Source organism: Arthrobacter sp. Sr24 (genome assembly GCF_054511175.1).
On record NZ_JBTNDB010000018.1, the window covers coordinates 43,400 to 68,017 of the forward strand.

Sequence of the window (24,618 nt, forward strand, 5' to 3'; positions counted from 1 at the left end):
TATACTGATGTAGGAACTCTTGCGTGGCGGACGCTCGCCACGTGCAGCGGCTTTGCCGCGGACTGCTATGCGAAGGAAATAATGGCCCAGCCAGCAACACCTGTGAATGACGCCCGCCCGGATCTGTCACGCCTGATTGTCAAGGGTGCCCGGGAAAATAATCTGCGCAATGTTGACCTTGACCTGCCCCGCGACTCCATGATCGTCTTCACAGGACTGTCCGGCTCAGGCAAGTCCTCGCTCGCCTTCGACACTATTTTTGCCGAAGGTCAGCGCCGCTACGTGGAATCGCTCTCCGCCTACGCGCGGCAGTTCTTGGGCCAGGTGGACAAACCGGATGTTGACTTCATTGAGGGTCTGTCGCCAGCTGTGTCCATCGATCAAAAGTCGACGTCGAAGAACCCGCGTTCCACGGTGGGCACCATCACCGAGATTTACGATTACATGCGCCTGCTCTGGGCTCGTGTGGGCACGGCGCACTGTCCCGTGTGTGGTGAGCCCATTGCCAAGCAGACCCCGCAGCAAATTGTGGACCAGCTGCTGGAGATGCCTGAAGGCACTCGCTTCCAGGTCCTGGCACCCGTGGTGCGTGACCGCAAGGGCGAGTTCGTTGAGCTGTTCAAGGAGCTCACGGCCAAGGGTTACTCACGCGCCAAGGTAGATGGTGAGCAAGTTCAGCTCAGCGATCCGCCCAAGCTGAAGAAGACCTTCAAGCACACCATCGAGGTGGTGGTGGACCGTTTGGTAGTCAAGGATGGCATTCAACAGCGCCTCACCGACTCCGTGGAAACCGCTTTGGGCTTGGCCGATGGCCGGGTGCTGGTGGAACTCGTGGACCTAGAATCTGATGACGCCGGGCGCATCCGCTCCTTCTCCGAGAACCTGGCCTGCCCCAACGAGCACCCTCTGGCCATCGATGAGATTGAACCGCGTTCTTTCTCCTTCAACAACCCCTTCGGGGCCTGCAGCGCCTGTAGCGGTATTGGCACCAAGCTGGAAGTTGATGAGGAACTAGTTGTTCCCAACCCGTTCCTGTCCTTGCGCGAAGGCGCCATTGCGCCGTGGTCGCTGGGGACCGCCACCACCGAGTACTGGAACAGGCTCCTTGAGGGTCTGTCCACGGAGCTGGACTTCAAGATGGAGACCCCGTGGAATAAGTTGGACACCGATTCACGCACTGCCATCTTGTACGGCAAGGACCACAAGGTCGTGGTGCAGTACAAGAACCGCTTTGGCCGTGAACGCAAATACAGCACCGGCTTTGAAGGTGCCATTCAGTACATTCACCGCAAGCATGGAGAGACGGAATCCGATTCCGCCCGTGACCGCTACGAAGAGTACATGCGCCAGATTCCGTGCCCCGCCTGCGGTGGTGCGCGGCTGAACCCGGCCTCCCTCTCGGTATTGATCAATGGCAGATCCATCGCCGAAGTCTGCGCCCTATCCATGCGCGACTGCTTTGACTTCCTCTCCAACCTGGTCTTGACAGGACGCGAAGCGCAGATCGCCAGCCAGGTCCTGAAGGAGATTCAGGCCCGCCTGAAGTTCCTGCTTGATGTTGGCTTGGAATACCTGAATCTGGAACGCGCCTCCGCCACGCTCTCCGGTGGTGAGGCGCAGCGTATCCGTCTGGCCACCCAGATCGGTTCTGGCTTGGTGGGTGTGCTGTACGTGCTCGATGAGCCCTCTATTGGTTTGCACCAACGCGATAACCGCCGTCTCATTGGCACCCTGACGCGTCTGCGAGACCTCGGCAACACGCTCATTGTGGTGGAGCACGATGAGGACACCATTAAAGAAGCCGACTGGATTGTTGACATTGGTCCCGGCGCCGGTGAGCACGGCGGCGAGGTAGTCCACTCCGGTTCCTTGCCGGATCTGTTGGCGAACACTCGCTCGTTGACCGGTGATTACCTCTCCGGCCGTAAGTCCATTGCGTTGCCGGCCAAGCGCCGCAAGTATGACAAGTCGCGGGAACTGGCTGTGGTGGGCGCGCGCGAAAATAACTTGCTCAACATTGACGTGAAATTCCCCTTGGGTGTGCTGACTGCCGTCACTGGCGTCAGCGGCTCCGGTAAGTCAACGCTGGTCAACGAGATCCTGTACAAGGTGTTGGCCAATAAGCTCAACGGCGCCAAGCAGGTTGCCGGGCGCCACCTGCGGATCGACGGTCTGGAGCACCTGGACAAGGTGGTGCACGTTGACCAGAGCCCCATCGGCCGCACCCCGCGCTCCAACCCGGCCACCTACACGGGCGTTTTTGACAACATTCGTAAGCTCTTCGCTGAGACCAACGAGTCCAAGATGCGCGGCTACCAGCCGGGCCGCTTCTCCTTCAACGTCAAGGGTGGGCGCTGCGAAGCGTGCACCGGTGACGGCACACTGAAGATCGAGATGAACTTCCTGCCGGACGTCTATGTCCCCTGCGAGGTTTGCCACGGTGCCCGTTACAACCGCGAAACCCTTGAAGTGCATTACAAGGGCAAGTCCATTGCCGACGTCTTGAACATGCCCATTGAAGAAGGTGCCGATTTCTTCGCCGCCTTCACCCCCATTGCCCGGCACCTGCGCACGCTGGTCGACGTCGGACTTGGTTACGTTCGCCTGGGGCAAGCCTCCACCACGCTCTCCGGCGGCGAGGCGCAGCGCGTCAAGCTCGCTGCAGAATTGCAGAAGCGCTCCAACGGCCGCAGCATCTACGTCCTCGATGAGCCCACCACAGGCCTGCACTTTGAGGACATTCGCAAGCTACTGCTGGTGCTGCAGGGACTCGTGGACAAGGGCAATACAGTCATTGTCATTGAACACAACCTCGATGTCATCAAGAGCGCGGACTGGATCGTGGATCTAGGGCCCGACGGCGGCACCGGCGGCGGACGCGTGGTGGCCACCGGCACTCCGGAGAAGCTCGCCAAGAACACGGAAAGCCACACGGCCACGTTCCTGCGCGAAGTGTTGTGACCCCAAGCGCTCCCGCCAGCTCCGCCGCTACGCCCATCTCATGTATGCCACTTACTGCATGGATGGGCGTGGTGAGGTCTGGCCCGTGAGAAACTGATGGACGTGACTACAGTGATTCCTGCCATGACTGCGGGCAAAAAACGCGACAGCCTGCCTTGGGTGCTTCTCTTCGACCTCGACGGGACGCTCGTTGACCCGGCCGGTGGCATTACCGGCGGCGTGGAATACGCACTACGTTCCTTGGGGCTGCCCGTTCCGGAGGCCAGCGTGCTGAATACGATGATCGGGCCCAAGTTGGCTGACGCACTGGTCAACATCGCCGGCGTTCCCGAAGCTCAGGTGGATGCTGTCATCGCCGCCTACCGTGCCTGGTACACCGAACACGGCATGGCGATGTCGAAGGTTTACCCGGGTGTCCGTGAGTTGTTGGAGGAGCTGAAGGGCAGTGGCGTGTACCTCGGCGTCGCCACGCAAAAGCCCGAACCGCTTGCCAAGAAACTGCTGGCCCACCACGGCATCGACACCTTGTTTCACACCATTTGCGGCTCCCACGCCGATGAAACACTCAAGCCCGGCGATGCTGACTACCGCCCCGGCAAGACCGAGATTATTGCTGCGGCATTGGCCCAAACCTGCGCTATGGCCGCGCTCGTTGCCAGCCCCGGCGCCAAGCTCACCGCCGTTATGGTGGGGGATCGGTACCAAGATGTCAACGGTGCTGCGAGCAATGGACTCGGGTGCATCGGGGTGTCTTGGGGATTTGCTGCCGAAGGTGAGTTGGCCGCGGCAGGAGCTACCGCCGTCGTGAATTCAACACAGGAATTGGCCGCCGTACTTGCGGGAAATTCCGCTGGTATGGGAATCGAAACAGCAGCAGGGGAGGCCGGACATGGCGCTGTATGACGCAACGCGCATGCTGACCCGCGGGACCATTGCCACCGTCTGCCGGCCCACCGTTGAGGGGCTGGAGAATGTGCCCACGGACGGGCCGTTCATTGTTGCGCCCAACCACCTTTCCTTCTTCGACTCCGTGATTGTTCAGGCGCTAACTCCGCGGCCCGTTTCCTTCTTTGCGAAGGCGGAGTATTTCACGGGGAAGGGTGTCAAGGGCAAGCTCATGAAATCGTTCTTCGAGTCCGTGAATTCCATTCCCGTGGAACGCGGTGAACAGGCGGCGAGCGTGCAGGCACTCAAGACGTTGCTGGATATTTTGGGCCGCAATGAAGGCGTGGGCATCTACCCCGAAGGCACGCGTTCCCGCGACGGCATTTTGTACCGTGGCCGCACCGGTGTGGGTTGGCTGGCGCTGACCACCGGCGCTCCCGTGGTGCCCGTGGGTATCATCGGAACCGAAAAACTACAGCCCGCCGGGAGCAAAGGCTTCCGACCTGCGCGGTTTACGCTGCGCTTTGGCAAGCCGCTGTACTTCGATAAAACCGGTCCGGACCACTCGCTGCCGGCTCGTCGCCTGGTCACGGACACCATTATGGACGCCATTGCCGAGCTCAGCGCTCAGGAACGTAGCAGCAAATACAACCAGAGCCCCGTCGTCGAATAACCATGGCCAACCCCTCCTCTTACCGGCCGAAACCGGGCGAAATTCCTACAGATCCCGGCGTGTACCGGTTCCGTGATGAGCATGGGCGCATCATTTATGTGGGCAAGGCTAAAAACCTTCGCTCGCGTCTGAATTCCTACTTCGCCAATCCGGCCACGCTGCTGCCCAAAACCCACGCCATGGTCCACCACGCCGCGAGCGTGCAGTGGACCATCGTCGGCAGTGAACTCGAAGCCCTGCAGCTGGAATACACGTGGATCAAGGAATTTACCCCGCGCTACAACTTGGCGTTCCGGGATGATAAAACCTACCCGTACCTTGCTGTCTCCATGAGCGAGAAGTACCCGCGGGTACAGGTCATGCGTGGCGAGCGGCGCAAGGGCACCCGCTATTTCGGGCCGTACACCGCAGGAGCCATTCGTGAAACCATGGACACGCTGCTGCGTGTCTTCCCTGTGCGCAGCTGTAGCGTTGGGGTGCTGCGGCGCGCCGAACGCAGTGGGCGTCCCTGCCTGCTCGGCTACATCGACAAGTGTGCCGCACCCTGCGTGGGCCGCATCAGCGTTGAGGAACACAAGGACCTGGCCCAGGATTTCTGCGACTTCATGGGCGGCGAGGCCAAACGCTTCATCGGCACGTTGGAAAAGAAGATGACTGCTGCCGTGGCTGAACTCGATTACGAGCAGGCCGCACGGCTCCGCGATGACATCATTGCCTTAAAGAAGGTCTTTGAGCGCAATGCCGTAGTGCTGACTGAAGACACCAACGCAGACATCTTCGCCGTCGAACAAGATGACCTCGAAGCTGCCGTGCAGGTCTTTTACGTCCGCGGCGGGCGAATTCGTGGGCAGCGTGGTTGGATCGTGGAGAAGGTAGAGGACGCCACTGACGCCGAGCTCTGGGAGCACCTCATGCAGCAGGTGTACGGTAGCGAGGACTCGGAGCAAGACTCCATCCCGCGGAACATTCTTGTCCCTGAGTTGCCGAGCAACCATGAAGAGCTGTCTGTTTGGTTGGGGACGTTGCGCCAGGGCAAGGTCTCCATCAAGGTGCCCCAACGCGGTGAAAAGGCCGCGCTGATGGACACCGTCCAGGCCAACGCTCGTCAGGCCATGATCTTGCACAAGTCGCGCCGTGCCGGCGATCTCACCACCCGCTCGCTGGCCCTGCAGGAGCTGCAAGAAGCGCTTGACTTACCGATGCCGCTGTTGCGTATCGAGTGCTACGACATCTCCCACGTCCAGGGCACCAATGTGGTGGCCTCCATGGTAGTGGTTGAAGACGGGTTAACCAAGAAGAGCGAGTACCGCAAATTTGCCATCACGGGTGAGGCCGCTATCGATGACACTGCTTCGATGTATGACGTCATCACCCGCCGCTTCCGCAACTACTTGGCCGAGAAAGAGCTGCGTGCCCAGAGCGTTGGTGCTAGCGGTGAGCTTGGAACCGAACGTGCGCTGGCCGTTGACGGAGAAGAAACTCTTGCTGAGACGACCAAGTCCAAGTTCGCTTACCCGCCAAACTTGGTGGTGGTCGACGGCGGCATTCCTCAGGTCAACGCTGCCTCGCGCGCACTGGCGGATCTGGGGATCACTGATGTGGCCGTCGTCGGACTCGCCAAGAGACTCGAAGAGGTCTGGATCCCTGAGAGTGATTTCCCGGTGATCCTCCCGCGCTCCTCGGAAGGGCTGTACCTGCTCCAGCGCATCCGCGACGAGGCGCACCGCTTCGCCATTAGCTTCCACCGAGCCAAGCGCGGAAAGGCCATGACCGCTTCGATCCTGGATACGGTTCCGGGGATGGGTGCTGCCAAACAGAAAAATCTGCTGGCCCATTTTGGTTCCTTGAAGAAGGTCCGGGCCGCGACTTTAGAGGAGTTGGGGGAGACCAAGGGTATTGGGCCCGTCCTCGCCCAAGCTATTTATGACACCTTGAATACACAGGAGCAACAACAGCCGCCAGCACCAACGGTCAATATGACCACGGGTGAAATCCTGGAGTAGGGGTGGTGGGCCAGCTCTCGAAGGGCTGATAAGCCGCGTGCCAAAGAGAGCTAGGATTTATTGGCTCGGTCCTGAAAAGTTTGAAAGAGCGGGCCAAAGTTGGCACAAACCTACTAGAAATCGATCAGTGGGCAGCTGAGAAGATTGCTGATGCAGGTGCCATCGCGTGCTACGTCGACCATGTGCTCTGTCGACTATGACCCTAGGTTTTGTGACGGGCCCCCCGGTCACTGTATTTGCACATCCGTCAACGACGCTGTGCTGCACGGTATGCCTCACGGTTACGCTCTCAAAGGCGGGGACCTACTCACCCTCGACCTCGCAGCGATCCCCGGAGCGAAAATTGGTGATATCTCTCATGGCATTGGCACAACCATGCATCAAGAACCGCACATACCAACGTCGGTGAGCCTGGACGCGACTATAGGCTGCGCCCCGGCCTACTTCTGGCCTCGGCAATTTTCGCTCCGCTAAAAATCGGGTCCCGCGCCCAGTAGGCTTAGCTCAGCAGCTGCTGCATGATTCATGTGCACGACAACTACCGACAGGGAAGATCAATGACCCAACAGCAAGAACCAACTGCCGCCACAGACGGTGAGCTGACCCAAGTCAAGCCCGTCGAATCTGAACTTCTCGTGGTCACCGGCATGTCCGGTGCCGGGCGTAGTACGGCCGCCAATGCGCTTGAAGACCACGGCTGGTTCGTCATTGAAAACCTGCCTCCCCAAATGCTGGCTGCGCTGGCGGAGCTGGTCTCGCGTATGCCCGCTGCGCTGCCCAAGTTGGCCGTCGTGGTCGATGTTCGCGGCAAGGCTCTCTTTGCCGATATCAGGGAATCCCTCAACGCGCTTTCCGCCTCCGGTGTCTCCTACCGGGTCCTGTTCCTTGACGCCAGCGACGACACATTGGTCCGTCGCTTCGAACAGGGTCGACGCCCGCATCCTTTGCAGGAGGATGGGCGCATCACCGATGGCATCGCCGCTGAGCGCCTCCTACTGGCCGAGATGAAGGATCAGGCCGAAATGATCCTGGACACCTCCGTCATGAACGTGCACCAGCTGGGCACCGCCGTAACAGAGCTTTTCTCCGAATCGGGTCCCGTGGTCCTGAGCCTGACCATCATGAGCTTCGGCTTCAAATACGGCCTGCCGGTCGACGCGAACTACGTTGCCGATGTCCGCTTCATCCCCAACCCGCACTGGATTCCGCAACTGCGCCCCTTCACCGGAGAAGACGAGGTGGTGAGCAACTTTGTCCTCAATGACAACGGCGCCAACGATTTCGTGGACCGGTATGTGCACATGTTGGAGCCGGTTTTTGATGGTTACCGCCGCGAGAACAAGCACTACGCCACCATTGCCGTGGGCTGCACCGGGGGCAAGCACCGCTCGGTGGCCGTCGCGATTGAGCTCGCTAAACGCCTGAGCCAACTCCCGCGTGTAACCACCAGCATCCGCCACCGCGATCTGGGTCGGGAATAGCGGTGTACACGGGGATTTTGCCGATCATTCCGTCCGCCAGCAAACTGCCGGTCCCGGATTCCGGCGTCAAAATTGCGGCTCTGGGTGGCGGTCACGGTCTGGCAGCGTCGCTCTCAGCGCTGCGTTTGGTGACCGGGAATGTCACCGCAGTGGTGACCGTAGCGGACGACGGCGGTTCCTCCGGCCGTCTCCGCGAAGAGTTGGGTGTCCTGCCGCCCGGAGATTTACGGATGGCGCTGTCTGCTCTGTGCGATGACACCGACTGGGGACGCACTTGGCGTGATGTCATGCAGCACCGTTTCACCTCCCGTGAAGGCGCAACCGGCTCCCTCGACAACCATGCGCTGGGGAACCTGCTCATTGTCACCTTGTGGGAATTGCTCGGAGACCCGGTGGCGGGGCTGCGATGGGCCGGTGCTCTGCTCGGTGCGCGCGGGGAAGTACTGCCCATGGCGAGTGTCCCGCTCACTATTGAGGGCCAAGTGCGCATGAACGGTACGCCCGGAACCATCATCCGCGGACAGTCCCACCTCGCCAAGGCCGGTGAGGTGGAAAACGTGCGGCTGCTTCCAGAGGATGCCCCGGCTTGCCCCGAAGCTGTCACGGCAATTCACGGTGCCGACTGGGTGGTCTTGGGGCCAGGGTCCTGGTACACCTCCGTGCTGCCGCACCTGCTCCTGCCCGAAATGCGTCAGGCGCTGTGCACCACTAAGGCCAAGAGGCTCATCACCATGAACCTAGACATCAACGATCTGGAAGCAACCGGGATGGATGCGGCCGATCATTTGCGCGTCATCTCCCGATATGCGCCAGAATTCACCGTCGATGTGGTCCTAGCAGATCCAAGCTCTATTGGTGATGCCGCGCAGTTTAAGGAAGCAGCGGCAATGATTGGTGCAGAGGTTGTGTTCGGTAAGGTGGGAAGCTCGGTAGGCGATGCGGTTCATGACCCGTTGCGGTTGGCAGCGGCCTACCGGGATATCTTTGGTGGTCAAAAATGAACGTGAACAGTGGAGGTGAACCATGGCGTTAACCGCTGCGGTCAAAGAGGAATTGTCACGGCTTGACGTAAAAAAGTCATCGGTGCGCAAGGCTGAGGTCTCAGCGTTGCTCCGGTTTGCCGGAGGCCTGCACATCATCGCCGGCAAGATCGTCATTGAGGCCGAAGTTGACACGGCAGCAACTGCACGGCGCCTACGTCAGGCCATTGCTGAAATGTACGGGCATCAAAGCGAGATAGTGGTGGTCTCTGGCGGGGGACTGCGCCGTGGCAGCCGCTATGTGGTGCGTGTGGTGCGTGACGGTGAGGCTTTAGCCCGCCAAAGTGGTCTCCTCGACGGCCGGGGACGGCCCGTGCGCGGGCTGCCGTCCGCCGTCGTCAATGGTTCCACGGCCGATGCTGAGGCCGTATGGCGTGGGGCCTTTCTGGCCCACGGTTCTCTGACGGAACCTGGTAGGTCCTCGTCGTTGGAGATCACCTGCCCCGGTCCGGAAGCGGCTCTGGCCCTGGTAGGTGCCGCCCGTCGATTGGACATTGCAGCCAAGGCGCGCGATGTCCGTGGGATTGACCGCGTAGTCATTCGTGACGGCGACACCATCGGTGCGCTACTGGTCCGTATGGGCGCCCATGACACGTTCCTCGTGTGGGAGGAACGGCGCATGCGCAAGGAAGTCCGGGCAACGGCCAACCGTCTAGCGAACTTTGACGATGCTAATCTGCGTCGCTCAGCACAGGCCGCGGTTGCCGCAGGCGCCAGGGTGGAACGCGCCCTGGAAATTTTAGGCGATGACGTTCCCGATCATCTCAAGTACGCCGGGGAACTTCGCGTGGCCCATAAACAGGCCAGTCTGGATGAACTGGGACGTTTGGCAGATCCACCGTTAACCAAGGACGCGATCGCCGGACGCATCCGCCGTTTACTGGCCATGGCCGATAAAAAGGCGAAGGATTTAGGTATCCCCGGCACTGAGTCTAATGTCACCTTCGACATGCTCGATGGCTGAGAGCTTTAGTATGGAAGAGTAGAGATGAAGCGCGGCCCATTGTGGGCGCCTTTACCCGGCCGGTCGTTTTCGACGGCAACACTTTCGAAGAATCGCAATGGAGGAACCGTGACTCAGTACTCACTTCCAGAACTCAGCTATGACTACGCTGCTTTGGAACCAAATATTTCCGCCCGCATCATGGAACTGCACCACAGCAAGCACCACGCGGCATACGTCGCCGGCGCGAACCAGGCTCTGGAGCAGCTTGCCGAAGCACGCGAAAGCAACAACTTCGCCAACGTCAACAAGTTCTCCAAGGACTTGGCGTTCCACCTCGGTGGCCACACCAACCACTCGATCTTCTGGAACAACCTCTCACCCGAGGGTGGCGACAAGCCCGAGGGCGAGCTGGCCGCTGCAATCGATGATGCCTTTGGCTCCTTCGATGCGTTCCGCGCACACTTCACCGCAGCAGCCATGGGCATCCAGGGCTCCGGTTGGGCACTGCTGTCCTTCGAAGGCCTCGGCGGCAACATGATCATCGAGCAGCTCTTCGATCAGCAGGGCAACGTCCCCGTTGCTACCACACCGCTGTTGATGCTGGATATGTGGGAGCACGCCTTCTACCTGGACTACGTCAACGTCAAGGCTGACTACGTCAAGGCATTCTGGAACATTGTGAACTGGGCCGATGTAGCCAAGCGCTTTGAGGCTGCCCGCAAGAACGCGACTGGCCTGATCCTGCCGTAACCCGCTCCACCCGGTCAGTGTCGAGCCGTTCAACGGCCTGAGGGCATGACCAATATATGGACGCCCGTCCCGTATGATTAACGGGACGGGCACCATAGAACGTAATATAGATCACGGTGCGCATCTAACCCTGCGCATCAGTAAGAAATCTCTGCCCAACGGCGTGCGGGAAACATTGGCTGAAGGTGACCTTCAGCCTGGCTACGTGTGTTCAATAGAGCACCGAAGGAGAGAAAAACAGTGACTACTCGTATTGGTATTAACGGGTTCGGCCGCATTGGCCGCAACTACTTCCGCGCCGCTTTGGCTCAGGGTGCAGACATTGAGATCGTTGCAGTCAACGACCTCACCAGCCCCGAAGCGCTGGCCCACCTGCTCAAGTACGACTCCGTCAACGGCCGCCTGTCCGTTTCCGTTGAGGTCGTCGACGGCCACCTCGTTGTTGATGGCAAGACCATCACCGTTTTGGCTGAGCGCGATCCCGCCAACCTGCCTTGGGGCGAGTTGGGCGTAGACATCGTCATCGAATCCACCGGTTTCTTCACCAAGGCTGCTGCTGCACAGAAGCACATTGATGCAGGCGCCAAGAAGGTCCTCATCTCCGCTCCGGCATCCGATGAAGACATCACCATTGTTTTGGGTGTCAACGACGAGCTGTACGACCCGGCTACCCACCACATCATCTCCAACGCATCGTGCACCACCAACTGCCTGGGCCCGCTAGCCAAGGTCCTGAACGACAACTTCGGTCTGGAGCGTGGCCTGATGACCACCATCCACGCTTACACAGCAGATCAGAACCTGCAGGACGGCCCGCACAGCGACCTCCGCCGTGCACGTGGTGCAGCCATCAACATGATCCCGACTTCCACGGGTGCCGCCAAGGCTATTGGCCTGGTTCTGCCGGAGCTCAAGGGCAAGCTCGATGGTTACGCCATCCGCGTACCCGTTCCCACAGGCTCAGCAACGGATTTGACCGCAACTGTGAGCCGCGAGGTCACCGTTGAAGAAGTCAACGCTGCTTACAAGGCTGCCGCTGCTGAAGGCAAGCTCGCCGGCTACCTGACGTACACGGAAGACCCGATCGTGTCCTCGGACATCGTTGGCGACCCGGCGTCGTCCATCTTTGACTCGGGCCTGACCAAGGTCATCGGCAACCAGGTCAAGGTTGTTTCCTGGTACGACAACGAGTGGGGCTACTCCAACCGCCTGGTCGACTTGACCGAACTCGTAGCTTCCAAGCTCTAAGGTAAAAACGCGAATGACTCTTCACACCCTCAACGAACTCATCGATGAAGGTGTCCGCGGGCGGTACGTACTGGTCAGAAGTGACCTGAACGTGCCGCTCGACGGCTCTAACGTCAGTGACGATGGACGCATCAAGGCGTCAATCCCTGTCATCACGGCACTGGCCAACGCCGGTGCCCGTGTTCTGGTCAGCGCCCACTTGGGCCGACCCAAGGGTGCCGCCGAAGCCAAGTACTCCTTGGCTCCTGCCGTGGCACGCTTGGCCGAACTGGCACCGGAACTCAACGCCACCTTGGCTGCCGACACCACCGGTCCTGCTGCCCAGGCGGCAGCGGTCGACTTGGCTGACGGCTCGGTTCTGGTCCTGGAAAACGTGCGCTTCGATGCTCGCGAAACTTCCAAGGACGACGGCGAACGTGCGGCTTTCGCTGCTGAGCTCGCCTCCTTGACCGGAACTAATGGCGCTTATGTGGACGATGCCTTTGGTGCCGTTCACCGCAAGCACGCCAGTGTCTATGACATTGCCAAAGTGCTCCCGTCTTACCAAGGCGATCTGGTGCGCACGGAATTGGAGGTTCTGCGTAAGCTGACCACCGAGTCCGAGCGACCATATGTGGTTGTTCTGGGTGGGTCCAAGGTTTCGGACAAGTTGGCTGTCATTGACAACCTGATTGGCAAGGCCGACTCCATCTTGGTCGGCGGCGGCATGTTGTTCACCTTCCTCGCTGCCCAGGGCCACAAGGTAGGTTCTTCCTTGCTGGAAGTTGACCAGATCCCCGTTGTTCAGGATTACCTGGCCCGTGCAGAAGCTGCCGGCACCACGTTCGTGTTGCCCACCGACGTGGTTGTAGCTGCAGGTTTTTCCGCAGATGCGGCACATGAAGTAGTTGCTGCACAATCCATTGAAAGCAGCACGTTTGGTGCAGCCGGACTGGGCTTGGATATTGGCCCAGACTCCGGTGCAGCGTTCGCGGCAGCGATCTCCGATGCCAAGACTGTGTTCTGGAATGGCCCGATGGGTGTCTTTGAGTTCCCGGCGTTCGCTGGTGGAACTCTGGCAGTCGCTGGTGCCCTTGCTGCTAACACGTCCAAGGGTGGCTTCAACGTGGTTGGCGGTGGCGACTCCGCGTCGGCCGTTCGGTCATTGGGGTTTGCTGATGACGCGTTTGGTCATATCTCTACCGGTGGCGGCGCCAGCCTGGAATTCCTTGAAGGTAAGGAACTCCCGGGCCTGAGCGCACTAGACCGCTAAAAGAACCACAGTGGCGGCGGGGTCTCCCCGCCGCCACTTTTTGCCGATTTCCCTATCGGCACTGTTGTGAAAAAAGTTTTACTCTAAGTAACGCAAGAAACGAGAGAAGCGATGACTACTTCAACGAACGGCAATTTTGACCGGACGCCGCTGATCGCAGGTAACTGGAAGATGAACATGGACCACGTCCAGGGCATCACCCTCCTGCAGAAGCTGGCCTGGACCCTGTCCGACGCCCGCCACGATTTTGACCGAGTGGAAGTTGCAGTCTTCCCTCCCTTCACCGACCTGCGCGGTGTCCAGACCTTGGTTCAGGGCGACAAGCTCAAGCTGGTCTACGGCGGACAGGACCTCTCCGATAAGGATTCAGGGGCCTACACCGGTGACATCTCCGGCGCCTTCTTGAACAAGCTTGGCTGCGCCTACGTCTTGGTTGGGCACAGCGAACGCCGCGAAATCCATGCTGAGAGCGATGACTTGCTCAATGCCAAGGTCAAGGCTGCTTTCCGCAATGAAGTGACCCCCGTGCTGTGTGCAGGAGAAGGCCTTGAAGTCCGTAAGGCTGGGACCCACGTAGAACACACGCTTTCACAGGTACGCGGTGGAGTCGCCGGCCTTACCGCCGAGCAGGCCGCACAGCTCGTGATTGCTTACGAGCCCGTCTGGGCCATTGGAACTGGCGAGGTTGCAGGACCGGAAGATGCACAGGAAATGTGTGCCGCCATCCGCGCCGAGCTCGTAGAACTCTTCGATGCTGAGACGGCCGCCAAGACCCGTCTGCTCTACGGCGGCTCGGTCAAGGCCAATAACGTGGGTGCCATCATGGCTGAGCGTGACGTTGATGGTGTTCTAGTTGGCGGGGCCAGCTTGGACGCCGGCGAATTCGCCAACATCGCACGTTTTGAAAACCACCTCGTCACCAAGTAGCTACTAACCGTGTCCATTCGCCATGTGTGGGCGGACACGGTTAGACTTGATCGCGGACCTAGGCTCTCCTGCGCAGTGATGCGCAAATCTCCTACTTCACCAACTACTTGATTCATCATCACCATGTTCGAAAGGCCACACGTGGAAGCTCTACAAATTGCCCTGCAGATCGTCTTGGGTGTCACCAGCTTGCTGCTGACCCTGTTGATCTTGCTTCACAAGGGCCGTGGCGGCGGTCTGTCCGATATGTTCGGCGGTGGCATGAGCTCAAACTTGGGTTCCTCCGGTGTGGCAGAGCGTAACCTGAACCGCTTCACCGTGGTCTTGGGCATTGTCTGGGGCATCGTCATCATTGGCCTAGGCCTGATCATGTCCTACGGGAACATTGGCGTTTAGTTCCCGCTAGCAGTAACTAAAGAGGTCCCCTCCGGCGATGTGCCGGAGGGGACCTTTTTTGTTCGATAATGCTTAGCGCCTGGAGCGGCTAAACTATCGCTGCCAGTCTCACGGTGCTTAGCCTGAGACTGCTAGGAGTCTCGGTGTGTGAGCAATCCGGGCACCTTCGCAGCGGCCGCCTGATCAAGAAGCCACAGCGTCTTCTGCTTGCCGCAGGCGCCGGAAGCCGGTACCTGACCTGCATTGGCGCCGGCCAGGCCGAGGCCCACAGCGGCAGCCTTGTCCGCACCTGCCGCCACAATCCAAATTTCCTGGGCGGAGTTAATGGTTTCCAATGTCAAGGAAACCCGGGTGGGCGGCGGCTTGGGAGAGTTGCGCACGCCAACCACCGGCACACCCTTGGTACGAATGCCAGCCATGTCCGGGAACAAGGATGCAATGTGCGCATCCGGTCCCAGACCCAACAGCAGCACGTCAAAACGGGGGACCACAGGAGCTGCTAGGGCATGGTCGGCATCATCATTGTTACGCCATTCGGCCTGAGCCGCAGCCGCCAATTCGGCAGCATACTGCGATACAGCCTCGTCGAGGTCGGCAACTGTGTCAGAGGCGGCCATGATATGAACACGGGCCGGATCGACTGGAATTTGATTAAGGAGGGCCTCGGCAGCCTGACCATAGTTACGGTCGGGCGAATCAGCCTCAACGAACCTCTCATCACCAAACCAAAAGTTCACCTTGCTCCAGTCAACCGCCAAATGCGCAGGAGACGCAGCAATTTCACGCAAGGTGGCGATGCCAACACTGCCGCCGGTGAGTACCACGGTAGCCTCACCGCGTTCGCTTTGAACATCCAGCAATCTGGTGATGAGTCTAGCTGCCGTGGTGGCAGCCAGCACATCAAAGGACGGGTGCTCGGTGACGCGGACGTTCCTGGTCATGCCTTCACTACCTTCTCTTCAGCCAACATCTTGCTCAGGCCCAAGGTGACAACTTCACCAAAGACCAAGTCCGGATCCAGTCGACGCAATTCTTCTGCCAAACAGTCCTGCAAAGAACGGCGCGGCAAGGAAATCTTCTGGTCCGGCTGCCCGGGTTGGCTCAGAGTTGCCTCCAAAGCGCCCGGACGGATCAATTGCACATTTCCCTTTTTACGTTCAATGACAACCGTGCGGATACCGGTTCCGCGGGGATCCTCGGTGACCGTGATGGGGACATCCAAGGCTCGGTGTAACCACGCGGCCAGCAGCAGTGTGCTGGGGGAGTCGCTGGCACCCTCTACCTGCAGACCTGTGATGGGATCCGAGCTGTCTGATTGATCCAGAGCCGCTGCCAATTGCACACGCCAGTTGGTCAAACGTGTCCACGCCAGATCCGTATCACCGTCAGCGTAGGTCGTGGCAATGTGAGCGAGCGCCTCGCGGGGGTCTGCAGTATTGGCAGAATCCGTGATGCGCCGGTGTGCGATCCGGCCTAGCGAAGATTTGCTCGGTGAATCAGGAGCATCGGTATGCCACCAGGCGACGATCGGAGCGTCGGGCAAGAGCAGTGCCGAGATGATAGATTCGCTTTCCGCAGCAAGTTCACCTGAACCGCGCAGCACAATCACCTCTGAAGCGCCGGCGTCGCCCCCCACCCGAATCTCAGCATTCAAGCAGGTGGGATCAGCTGGTGATCCTGCTGCCAGAACGATGATGCGACAGGGATGCTCACGGCTGGCCAAATTCGCAGCCTCGATGGCTTCCTCTTCACGGCCAGCTTTGGTGATGACCACGAGCGTCAAAACCCGGCCCAAGGCGACCACGCCGCCTTGCTCACGCATCTTTACGATCATCTTGGTGATCTTGGAGGTAGTTGTATCTGGGAGTTCTACAATCATGGCCGGCGCCACGTCCTTCCATCTCGCTTCAAGAGTTCATCAGCGGAGGACGGGCCCCAGCTGCCTGGTTCATAGGCTTCGGGCTGAATGCCTTCAGCGGCCCAGTATTCCTCGAAGGGATCCAGAATCTTCCAAGAAAGTTCAACTTCTTCGTGGCGCGGGAACAACGGCGGTTCACCTAGCAACACATCAAGAATTAAACGCTCATACGCCTCAGGGCTGGACTCGGTGAACGCATGGCCATAGCCAAAGTCCATCGTGACATCCCGGACTTCCATCTGAGTGCCAGGAACCTTGGAGCCGAAACGAATGGTTACACCCTCATCAGGCTGAACCCGGATGACCACGGCGTTTTGACCGAAATCATCCTCTGCATGATCGGTGAACAACAGATTCGGCGCGCGCTTAAAGACGACCGCAATTTCGGTGACACGACGCCCCAGACGCTTGCCAGCGCGCAGGTAGAACGGAGCTCCCGCCCAACGGCGGGTGTTGATGTCCAGACGAATCGCTGCAAAGGTCTCTGTCGTTGAATCGGCGGGAATGCCTTCCTCTTCCAGATAACCCAAGACCTGCTCGCCGCCCTGCCAGCCACCGGCGAACTGGCCGCGTGCAGAGTGTGCCGAAAGATCCTCGGGCAGCTTCACAGCAGCAAGAACTTTTTCCTTCTCAGCCCGCAGATGATCCGCGTTGAAGGAAATGGGCTCCTCCATGGCCGTCAAGGCCAGCAGCTGCAGCAAGTGGTTTTGGATAACATCGCGAGCTGCACCCACGCCGTCGTAATAACCTGCACGTCCTCCGGTACCAATGTCTTCAGCCATGGTGATTTGAACGTGGTCAACATAGTTGGCGTTCCACAGTGGCTCAAAGAGCTGGTTGGCAAAACGTAAAGCAAGAATGTTCTGAACAGTTTCCTTGCCCAGATAGTGGTCAATCCGGAACACGGCATCTGCCGGGAAGACGGATTCCACAATGTCGTTCAGAGCGCGGGCTGACTTGAGGTTGTGCCCGAACGGCTTCTCAATGACAACCCTGCGCCAGGTATCAGAGGGTCCCTGCGCAAGGCCGTGCTGGGAAAGCTGCCGGCATACCAGTTCGAAGGCCTTGGGAGGGATGGAAAGGTAGAAGGCGTGGTTGCCGCGCGTGCCACGAGTTTCATCCAGCTCAGAAAGGGTGGCCTTGAGGCGTTCAAAGGCGGCGTCCTCATCAAACTCACCCTGCACAAAGCGAATTCCTTCGCTGAGCTGGCTCCAGACAGTTTCATCAAATGGTGTCCGGCAATGGGCCTCAACGGACTCCCTCACCTGCGCTGCAAACTCGGCGTCTGACCAAGAACGGCGGCCAAAACCAACCAAGGCAAAACTCGGCGGCAACAAACCGCGGTTAGCCAGGTCGTAGACAGCTGGCATCAGCTTTTTACGTGACAAATCGCCGGTGACCCCGAAGAGTACCAGCGATGACGGTCCCGCGACCCGGGACAGTCGCCGATCGCGACTGTCCCGGAGCGGGTTTTCATTAGGTGTTGTGGCAGAGAATGGCATCTTGAAAGAGTGAGCCCTATGCGTCGAGGTGGCGGCCAGCGAGTTCGGCAACCGCATTTTTTAGTTGTGTCACACCAGCAGCCACATCAGTCAGATGCAGGCGCAACACGGGCCGTCCATGATCTGCCAACACGGCAGCGTCGCCTGCGGCCTGAGCCGCAATGAGCTCGCCGAAGCTGAAGGGACGGTCCGGAATGGCTACATCAGCAGTAGCGGCACCTGTTACCTGCAAGAACACGCCGACGGCAGGGCCGCCCTTGTGGAACTGGCCGGTTGAGTGCAGGAACCGCGGTCCCCAACCAAAGGTGACTGGGCGGGATGTGTACGCGGCAAGTTCATTGCGTATGGACTCCAGCGGCGCGTGAGCCAAGCGGTCCAGATAAACCTGAAGGCTCAGGTAGCCATCGGCACCCAGTGTCCCTGCCAAAGCAGCCAGCGCCTGGGGAAGGGTCTGTGCCCCAGCCAGCCATCCGGCGTCGTTATTGGCAGTGCGCACCTCCACAGCACCGTCCGTGAACAGTGCAGCAGTGGTCTCCGGGGTGGCATCCAGCAGGCCGCGAGCAGCCACCTTGGCCGCCTCAACATCAGGCTGATCAAAGGGGTTGATGCCCAGGAGGCGCCCGGCGACGGCGGTGGCAAACTCCCACACCATCATCTGCGCGCCCAGTTCGCCAGCAATGCTGACCTCGTTCTCACGAAGTTCGACGTCGGAGTCCCCGGCTACCAGCCGCACCACCAGAACGTCAGCAGCACCGCTGGTCACCTCGGGAGAGTTGGGATCGGCCACGACCGGCAGAACACCGGTGCCAAGCTTGCCCGTGGATTCGGCGATGAGCTGTTCGGCCCAATCGGCGAAGCCCACAATGCCCGAACCCTCATCGACGATGACGATTTTGTCACGCAGCGGCGACGTGCCACCGAGAGCCGCGGCGAGGCGCAGACCAACGTTGTCTACGTCGTCATCGCGCAGCATCTCACCGGCTTCCTCGGCAGAATCCAGCAGTGCAGCAATATCCACACCGGCCAGTCCTGAGGGAACCAGACCAAATGCGGTCAGGCCGGAGTAGCGCCCACCCACGTTGGGGTCTGCGTTGAAGACCTTGCGGTAGCCGGCTTCACGAGCAGCACCGTCCAGGGGGGAGCCTGGATCGGTGACGATGATGATCCGTGACTTGGCGTCGATGCCCGCAGCCGTGAACTCGTGTTCAAAGATGCGGCGCTGGGAATCCGTTTCCAACGTGGAACCGGACTTGGAGGAGACCACAATGGCGGTGGTTGCCAGTCGGTCGCCGACAGCTGCCCGCACCTGATCAGGATCGGTGCTGTCCAATACGCTGAGCTCAACACCGGCAGTTGCCGTGATGACCTCGGGGGCCAATGATGAGCCACCCATGCCGCACAACACAATGTGGTTGATGCCTTCGGCGCGGAGTTCATCGCGCAAGGCGGTGATCTGTGCAACCAAGGGGGCCGAGACCTCAGGAGCCTCAACCCAGCCGAGTCGGATAGCGGACTCGGCTTCTGCTTCGGCACCCCAGAGTGTGGCGTCTTTGGCAAAGATGCGTGAGGCGACCTGATCGGCCACCAGCGTCAACAACTGAGCCTCACCGGCGGCCTTAGCGGCCCCGGTGGCGGCAAATGCCAGTGATGTCATGGGATCAGCCTTCCGCGCCAGCAGCGTCGAGAGCGTCCTGAACGTGGTTGAGGAGATCCTTCCAGCTAGCAACAAACTTATCCAAGCCTTCGGTTTCCAAAACTCCCACAACGTCGTTGTAGGAGATGCCCAGACCCTCGAGCGTGTTCAAGAGCTCGTTGGCTTCTTCGTAACCGCCGGTGATGGTGTCACCGGTGACCACGCCGTGATCGAACGTTGCATCCAGGGTCTTCTCCGGCATGGTGTTTACCACGTGGGCGGCAACCAATTCGGTTACGTACAAGGTGTCCGGGTAGGCCGGGTTCTTGACGCCGGTGGAGGCCCACAGTGGACGCTGGGGAAGTGCGCCAGCTTCGGCCAGAACAGCCCAACGCTCGGAGGAGAAGACCTCTTCGAAAGCCTGGTAGGCAAGGCGAGCGTTAGCCAGACCAGCCTTGCCCTTCAGTGCAGCAGCTTCTTCGGTACCAATGGCGTCCAAACGGTTGTCAATCTCCAAGTCAACGCGGGAAACGAAGAACGAGGCTACTGAGTGGATCTCGGCTAGGTTGTGACCGTTGGCCTTAGCGAGCTCCAGGCCGCTAAGGAAGGCGTTCATGACGGCGCGGTAGCGCTCCAGGGAGAAGATCAACGTGACGTTGACGCTGATGCCTTCACCCAGGGTAGAGGTGATGGCTTCGATGCCTTCAAGCGTTGCCGGGATCTTGATCAGAACGTTCTTCTTGTTCACCTTGGCGTAGAGGCGCTTGGCCTCTTCGAAGGTACCTGCTGTGTCCCAAGCCTTGCGGGGGTCAACTTCAATGGAGACACGGCCATCAACACCGGCGGTAGCGTCATAGATGGGAGCGAAGATATCGCAACCGTCAGCAACATCTGCTGTGGTGAGTTCAAAAACAGCATCCTCTGCGTTGATGCCAGCGGCCGAGAACTTCTTCAGCTCCGCCTTGTAGTCATCGCTCTTGGTGATGGCGGCTTCGAAAATGCTGGGGTTTGTAGTGACGCCAACAACGTTCTTCTCTGCGATGAGTGTGGAGAGGTTGCCGCTGCTGATTCGGTTGCGCGAAAGATCGTCAAGCCAGATGGAAACTCCAGCGGCTGAGAGTGCGGCGGTGGGTGTTGAGTTAGTCATGGTGCTACTTCCTTGTGGATTAAGGCCCTGCACGAAATAGCGTTGCAGGGAAGGTGTTGTAGTCCCAAAGGCCAGCGCCGAGCGTTGCAGGGCGCCAGCCTTTGGGTCTACTGAGGTGTGAGAGGAACGCTTAGGAGTTCACCGTAGCGATGGAGTCCTTGGCTGCTGCTGTAACTGCCTCTGTGGTGATGCCGAACTTCTCGAACAGGATCTTGTAGTCAGCGGAAGCGCCGAAGTGCTCCAGCGAAATGGAACGGCCTGCATCTCCAACGAACTCGCGCCAGCCCAGAGCCAATCCGGCTTCAACTGAAACGCGAGCCTTGATACCAGCAGGTAATACCGATTCGCGGTATTCCGGGCTCTGAGCGTTGAACCACTCAACACACGGCATGGACACAACGCGGGCGGCGATGCCTTCGGCAGCGAGAGCTTCGCGGGCCTCAACGGCCAGATGAACCTCGGAGCCGGTGGCGATCAGGATGACAGCGGGGGTGACCACTGCGCCGTCGGACACGGCCTCTGCCAAGACGTAGCCACCATTGGCAACCAAATCAGCCGAAGCGAACTCGGTAGCGGTAGCAGCTCCTGCACCACGGTTGTAGGTCGGGATGTTCTGACGTGTCAGCACAATACCGGCCGGGTTATCAGTGGTTTCCAGGATCTTCTTCCACGAAGCAGCAACCTCGTTGGAGTCACCGGGGCGAACAACGTCCAAGCCCGGAATGGCGCGCAGGCTCGAGAGCTGCTCGACCGGCTGGTGCGTGGGACCGTCTTCGCCCAAGCCGATGGAGTCGTGAGTCCAGACATAGATGGACGGTACGCCCATCAGTGCCGAGAGGCGGATGGCCGGGCGCTGGTAGTCGCTGAAGATCAAGAACGTGCCGGAGAAGGCGCGGGTGGGGCCACTGAGGTGGATGCCGTTCACAATGGAGGCGGCGGCGTGCTCGCGGATACCGAAGTGCAGGACACGGCCGTAGGGGCCACCTGACCAGGTTTCGGTCTGCTTAGAAGCAGGCACGAACGATCCGGTGCCTTCAAGTGTGGTGTTGTTGGATCCGGCGAGGTCGCAAGAACCGCCCCAGAGTTCAGGCAGAACGGCGCCGATGGAGTTCAGCACCTTGCCGGATGCTACGCGGGTGGAGACATCCTTGCCGCCTTCGAAGACGGGGAGGTTTTCTTCCCAGCCAGCCGGCAGTTCCTTCTTCTGGATGCGCTCGAGCAATGCAGCGTTTTCCGGGTTGGCAGCAGCCCAGGCGTTGAAAGAGGTGTTCCACTCTTCGTGAGCAGCGGCACCACGTTCTACCAGCTGGCGGGCGTGATCCAGAACGGCCGGCTCCACCTCGAAGCTCTTCTCGGGGTCAAAGCCCAGAACTTCCTTGACGGCAGCAACTTCAGCTGCGCCCAGAGCAGAGCCGTGGATGGCACCAGTGTTCTGCTTCTGGGGAGCCGGGAAGCCAATGATGGTGCGCAGGGAGATCAGCGAAGGCTTGCTGGTCTCAGCCTTGGCGGCCGCCAGTGCTGCGTGGAGTTCGGCGACGTCTTCGACGTATTCGCCCGTCTTGGTCCAGTCAACGCGCTGTACGTGCCAGCCGTACGCCTCGTAACGCTTGAGCACGTCTTCGGAGTAGGCGATGTTGGTGTCATCTTCAATGGAGATGTGGTTGGAGTCGTAGACCACAACCATGTTGCCGAGCTCCTGGTGGCCGGCCAGGCTGGAAGCCTCGCTGGTGACGCCTTCCTGGAGATCGCCGTCAGAGGCAATAACCCAGACAGTGTGATCGAACGGGCTGGTGCCCGGAGCTGCTTCGGGATCGAGCATGCCGCGCATACGGCGTTGTGAGTACGCGAAGCCAACAGCCGATGCCAGGCCCTGGCCCAGCGGACCGGTGGTGATTTCCACACCGGCAGTGTGCTTGTATTCGGGGTGGCCCGGGGTCAATGAACCCCAAGTGCGCAGAGCTTCAAGATCGGAAAGTTCCAGGCCGTAACCGGAGAGGAACAGCTGCACGTACAGTGTCAGCGAGGTGTGGCCGGGGGAGAGGATGAAGCGGTCGCGGCCAATCCAGTCCGGGTTCTTCGGGTCAATGCGCATGACCTTCTGGAACAGCAAGTATGCTGCCGGGGCCAGCGACATAGCTGTTCCGGGGTGGCCGTTGCCGACCTTCTCGACGGCGTCAGCGGCCAAAATGCGAGCTGTATCGACCGCTCGCTTGTCGTTGGCGGTCCAGGTGAACGTTGGCAAATCCTGATGTGACACTGACAGGTCCCTCTCGTTATGTGCATAAATAGTGCAGGTGCGGACAACCCAGGTGCAGCCGAGAATGTGTAGCTTTTGCCGGCAAACAGTGGCTGGTACGCCCTGCGGTGGTACTTTCAGCAATTGCAAGCTTAGTCCCACGGGTGCTGGACACCAGTAAATTTCCACGCCGTTGGGTGCTTCTAAAGTTACACGATGTCGCACTCGGAACGTGATTAGTTTTCACATGTTGCGAATAGTTGGAGGCAATCTTGACAACGGCAGTTTTCGTCCTTCCATGCTGAAAGCGGCTATGATATCTAGAGGCTTAACGCGCTTGTGTCGCGCCCGAACGCTGGCCCAGCGCTGGCGTAAGGCAGGCATCCGGAGCAATCATTGCCAGCCCGGATGCAAGCGGCACAGCTACAACAATGAAAACATGGTGACATTACACGTGAGTGCGACACATACGCCGCTAACTGGGGCTTCGGCCAAAGCTCCGGTGAGTTTTTCGGACAAAGCCAAAGGTTACGTGGCGCTGACAAAGCCCCGGGTTATAGAGCTTCTCTTGGTCACCACCTTGCCCACCATGTTTTACGCCCAAGGTTTTTCCGGACAGGGCGGCGTGCCTAGCCTGTGGCTCATGTTCGCCACAATGGTGGGCGGAGCGCTGGCCGCTGGCGCTGCGGGTTCCTTCAACTGCTACATTGACCGCGACATCGACAAGATCATGAACCGCACCTCGAAGCGCCCGTTGGTGACCGGCGTCATCACTCCACGCGAGGCTCTGATTTTCTCCTGGGTCCTGACAGTCCTTGCTGTTGCGCTGCTCTGGAGTGTGAATCCGCTCACAGGAATGCTCGGCATCGGGGCAATATTTGTCTATGTGGTGGTGTACTCCATCATCCTCAAGCGCCGCACCTCGCAGAACATTGTCTGGGGCGGCGCCGCCGGCTGCTTCCCGGTCCTGATCGCATGGGCAGCTGTCACTAACAGCGTGCAGTGGCCAGCCATCATCCTCTTCATGGTCATCTTCCTCTGGACGCCGCCACACTACTGGCCGCTGTCCATGCGCTACAGCGACGACTACAACGCCGTCAACGTGCCCATGCTCGGTGCCGTGGCAGGTTCACGCACGGTTGCCGTTCAGGTGGTCCTGTACACGTGGGCCATGGTGGCTTGCTCGTTGCTCATGATTCCCCTTGGCGGAGCCGGGATCGTTTACACCGTGGTAGCTGCGGCATCCGGCGCTTGGTTCTTGTATGAGGCTCACGTTCTCTACAACAACTCCAAGAAGGACCTGGTTACCAAGAAGAACGCCATGAAGGTTTTTCATGTTTCCATCAGCTACCTGACGCTGGTATTCCTCTCATTGGCCGTGGATCCCTTTGTTGGCTCCGCATTGATGGGCTGATCAAGGCACTAAAGTACGACGCCGGCCGGCACCTTCCCCGCGGAAGGCGCCGGCCGCTGTTGGTTAAGCCCGAGCGTTGAGCTCTGGCGGCCCTGTCCGTTCTATTCAGGCTGATCGTGCCCTCTTGATCGTGCCCTCGAGTGCGCACATAACGTACGCTCCCAGCGGTTGTCGGCCTGAAAGCGTACGTTATCTGCACATTCGGC

At 59.6% G+C, this 24,618-nt stretch carries 19 protein-coding genes and 1 pseudogene; 14 read left to right on the plus strand and 6 right to left on the minus strand.

Features of this window, described 5'->3' with window-relative positions; translation table 11 throughout:
* Positions 1-81 precede the first annotated feature (81 nt).
* The 13 genes and pseudogenes from uvrA to secG all read left to right on the plus strand — a co-directional run bounded on the left by uvrA (position 82) and on the right by secG (position 14,562).
* The gene (gene uvrA, locus ACX80D_RS12320) at positions 82-2,961 is read left to right on the plus strand and encodes an excinuclease ABC subunit UvrA (protein ID WP_459322968.1); all 2,880 of its coding nucleotides are present in this window, start codon (positions 82-84) and stop codon (positions 2,959-2,961) included.
* A 102-nt stretch (positions 2,962-3,063) separates the two neighbouring features.
* Positions 3,064-3,864 carry an HAD hydrolase-like protein gene (locus ACX80D_RS12325; protein WP_459322969.1) on the plus strand — a complete coding sequence of 267 codons (801 nt, stop codon included), beginning with the start codon at positions 3,064-3,066 and terminating at the stop codon, positions 3,862-3,864.
* Positions 3,851-4,519 carry a lysophospholipid acyltransferase family protein gene (locus ACX80D_RS12330; protein WP_459322970.1) on the plus strand — a complete coding sequence of 223 codons (669 nt, stop codon included), beginning with the start codon at positions 3,851-3,853 and terminating at the stop codon, positions 4,517-4,519. The genes ACX80D_RS12325 and ACX80D_RS12330 overlap by 14 nt, the downstream gene beginning before the upstream one ends.
* A 2-nt stretch (positions 4,520-4,521) precedes the next feature.
* Positions 4,522-6,522 carry an excinuclease ABC subunit UvrC gene (uvrC, locus tag ACX80D_RS12335; protein ID WP_459322972.1) on the plus strand — a complete coding sequence of 667 codons (2,001 nt, stop codon included), beginning with the start codon at positions 4,522-4,524 and terminating at the stop codon, positions 6,520-6,522.
* Between the two features lie 59 nt (positions 6,523-6,581).
* A pseudogene (locus tag ACX80D_RS12340) lies at positions 6,582-6,974 on the plus strand (type I methionyl aminopeptidase); the annotation flags it as partial.
* Positions 6,975-7,079: 105 nt separating this feature from the next.
* Positions 7,080-8,003, plus strand: a complete 924-nt coding sequence (gene rapZ, locus ACX80D_RS12345; RefSeq protein WP_459322973.1) for an RNase adapter RapZ — start codon at positions 7,080-7,082, stop codon at positions 8,001-8,003.
* Complete coding sequence (locus ACX80D_RS12350; protein ID WP_459323014.1) at positions 8,000-9,004, plus strand: gluconeogenesis factor YvcK family protein; 1,005 nt, start codon at positions 8,000-8,002, stop codon at positions 9,002-9,004. Before rapZ ends, ACX80D_RS12350 begins: the two co-directional genes overlap by 4 nt.
* 22 nt (positions 9,005-9,026) lie before the next feature.
* Positions 9,027-10,007 carry a DNA-binding protein WhiA gene (gene whiA / locus ACX80D_RS12355; protein WP_363839529.1) on the plus strand — a complete coding sequence of 327 codons (981 nt, stop codon included), beginning with the start codon at positions 9,027-9,029 and terminating at the stop codon, positions 10,005-10,007.
* 108 nt (positions 10,008-10,115) lie between these two features.
* The gene (locus ACX80D_RS12360; protein ID WP_459322975.1) at positions 10,116-10,739 is read left to right on the plus strand and encodes a superoxide dismutase; all 624 of its coding nucleotides are present in this window, start codon (positions 10,116-10,118) and stop codon (positions 10,737-10,739) included.
* A gap of 240 nt (positions 10,740-10,979) precedes the next feature.
* Complete coding sequence (gene gap / locus ACX80D_RS12365; RefSeq protein ID WP_459322977.1) at positions 10,980-11,987, plus strand: type I glyceraldehyde-3-phosphate dehydrogenase; 1,008 nt, start codon at positions 10,980-10,982, stop codon at positions 11,985-11,987.
* 13 nt (positions 11,988-12,000) lie between these two features.
* A complete protein-coding gene (locus ACX80D_RS12370) occupies positions 12,001-13,239 on the plus strand; it encodes a phosphoglycerate kinase (protein WP_459322978.1) in 1,239 nt (412 codons plus the stop codon).
* 111 nt (positions 13,240-13,350) lie between these two features.
* A complete protein-coding gene (gene tpiA / locus ACX80D_RS12375; RefSeq protein WP_459322980.1) occupies positions 13,351-14,166 on the plus strand; it encodes a triose-phosphate isomerase in 816 nt (271 codons plus the stop codon).
* A gap of 123 nt (positions 14,167-14,289) precedes the next feature.
* Positions 14,290-14,562, plus strand: coding sequence for a preprotein translocase subunit SecG (secG, locus tag ACX80D_RS12380; protein WP_459322981.1), 273 nt, complete (start codon positions 14,290-14,292; stop codon positions 14,560-14,562).
* A gap of 131 nt (positions 14,563-14,693) precedes the next feature.
* Here the strand turns inward: secG and pgl are convergent, their stop codons facing one another.
* The 6 genes from pgl to tkt form a co-directional block, all read right to left on the minus strand.
* Complete coding sequence (gene pgl, locus ACX80D_RS12385) at positions 14,694-15,503, minus strand: 6-phosphogluconolactonase (RefSeq protein ID WP_459322983.1); 810 nt, start codon at positions 15,501-15,503, stop codon at positions 14,694-14,696.
* The gene (locus tag ACX80D_RS12390; protein WP_459322984.1) at positions 15,500-16,441 is read right to left on the minus strand and encodes a glucose-6-phosphate dehydrogenase assembly protein OpcA; all 942 of its coding nucleotides are present in this window, start codon (positions 16,439-16,441) and stop codon (positions 15,500-15,502) included. Before ACX80D_RS12390 ends, pgl begins: the two co-directional genes overlap by 4 nt.
* Entirely contained in the window at positions 16,438-17,982 is a 1,545-nt protein-coding gene (gene zwf / locus ACX80D_RS12395; RefSeq protein ID WP_459322986.1) for a glucose-6-phosphate dehydrogenase, read from the minus strand. The genes ACX80D_RS12390 and zwf overlap by 4 nt, the downstream gene beginning before the upstream one ends.
* Before the next feature lie 16 nt (positions 17,983-17,998).
* Complete coding sequence (locus tag ACX80D_RS12400; protein ID WP_459322988.1) at positions 17,999-19,636, minus strand: glucose-6-phosphate isomerase; 1,638 nt, start codon at positions 19,634-19,636, stop codon at positions 17,999-18,001.
* A 4-nt stretch (positions 19,637-19,640) separates the two neighbouring features.
* Entirely contained in the window at positions 19,641-20,762 is a 1,122-nt protein-coding gene (tal, locus tag ACX80D_RS12405; protein ID WP_459322989.1) for a transaldolase, read from the minus strand.
* A gap of 130 nt (positions 20,763-20,892) precedes the next feature.
* Positions 20,893-23,019 carry a transketolase gene (gene tkt, locus ACX80D_RS12410; RefSeq protein ID WP_459322990.1) on the minus strand — a complete coding sequence of 709 codons (2,127 nt, stop codon included), beginning with the start codon at positions 23,017-23,019 and terminating at the stop codon, positions 20,893-20,895.
* 421 nt (positions 23,020-23,440) lie between these two features.
* Here tkt and ACX80D_RS12415 point away from each other — a divergent pair, with 421 nt between their 5' ends.
* The gene (locus tag ACX80D_RS12415) at positions 23,441-24,412 is read left to right on the plus strand and encodes a heme o synthase (RefSeq protein ID WP_459323016.1); all 972 of its coding nucleotides are present in this window, start codon (positions 23,441-23,443) and stop codon (positions 24,410-24,412) included.
* Positions 24,413-24,618: the final 206 nt, after the last annotated feature.

Excerpts from the sequence above, each read along its gene's own strand:
- uvrA (WP_459322968.1), top strand. The coding sequence starts at position 82 with ATGGCCCAGCCAGCAACACCTGTGAATGACGCCCGCCCGGATCTGTCA.
- ACX80D_RS12330 (WP_459322970.1), top strand. The coding sequence starts at position 3,851 with ATGGCGCTGTATGACGCAACGCGCATGCTGACCCGCGGGACCATTGCC.
- uvrC (WP_459322972.1), top strand. The coding sequence starts at position 4,522 with ATGGCCAACCCCTCCTCTTACCGGCCGAAACCGGGCGAAATTCCTACA.
- rapZ (WP_459322973.1), top strand. The coding sequence starts at position 7,080 with ATGACCCAACAGCAAGAACCAACTGCCGCCACAGACGGTGAGCTGACC.
- whiA (WP_363839529.1), top strand. The coding sequence starts at position 9,027 with ATGGCGTTAACCGCTGCGGTCAAAGAGGAATTGTCACGGCTTGACGTA.
- ACX80D_RS12370 (WP_459322978.1), top strand. The coding sequence starts at position 12,001 with ATGACTCTTCACACCCTCAACGAACTCATCGATGAAGGTGTCCGCGGG.
- tpiA (WP_459322980.1), top strand. The coding sequence starts at position 13,351 with ATGACTACTTCAACGAACGGCAATTTTGACCGGACGCCGCTGATCGCA.
- secG (WP_459322981.1), top strand. The coding sequence starts at position 14,290 with ATGTTCGAAAGGCCACACGTGGAAGCTCTACAAATTGCCCTGCAGATC.
- pgl (WP_459322983.1), bottom strand. The coding sequence starts at position 15,503 with ATGACCAGGAACGTCCGCGTCACCGAGCACCCGTCCTTTGATGTGCTG.
- ACX80D_RS12390 (WP_459322984.1), bottom strand. The coding sequence starts at position 16,441 with ATGATTGTAGAACTCCCAGATACAACTACCTCCAAGATCACCAAGATG.
- zwf (WP_459322986.1), bottom strand. The coding sequence starts at position 17,982 with ATGCCATTCTCTGCCACAACACCTAATGAAAACCCGCTCCGGGACAGT.
- ACX80D_RS12400 (WP_459322988.1), bottom strand. The coding sequence starts at position 19,636 with ATGACATCACTGGCATTTGCCGCCACCGGGGCCGCTAAGGCCGCCGGT.
- tal (WP_459322989.1), bottom strand. The coding sequence starts at position 20,762 with ATGACTAACTCAACACCCACCGCCGCACTCTCAGCCGCTGGAGTTTCC.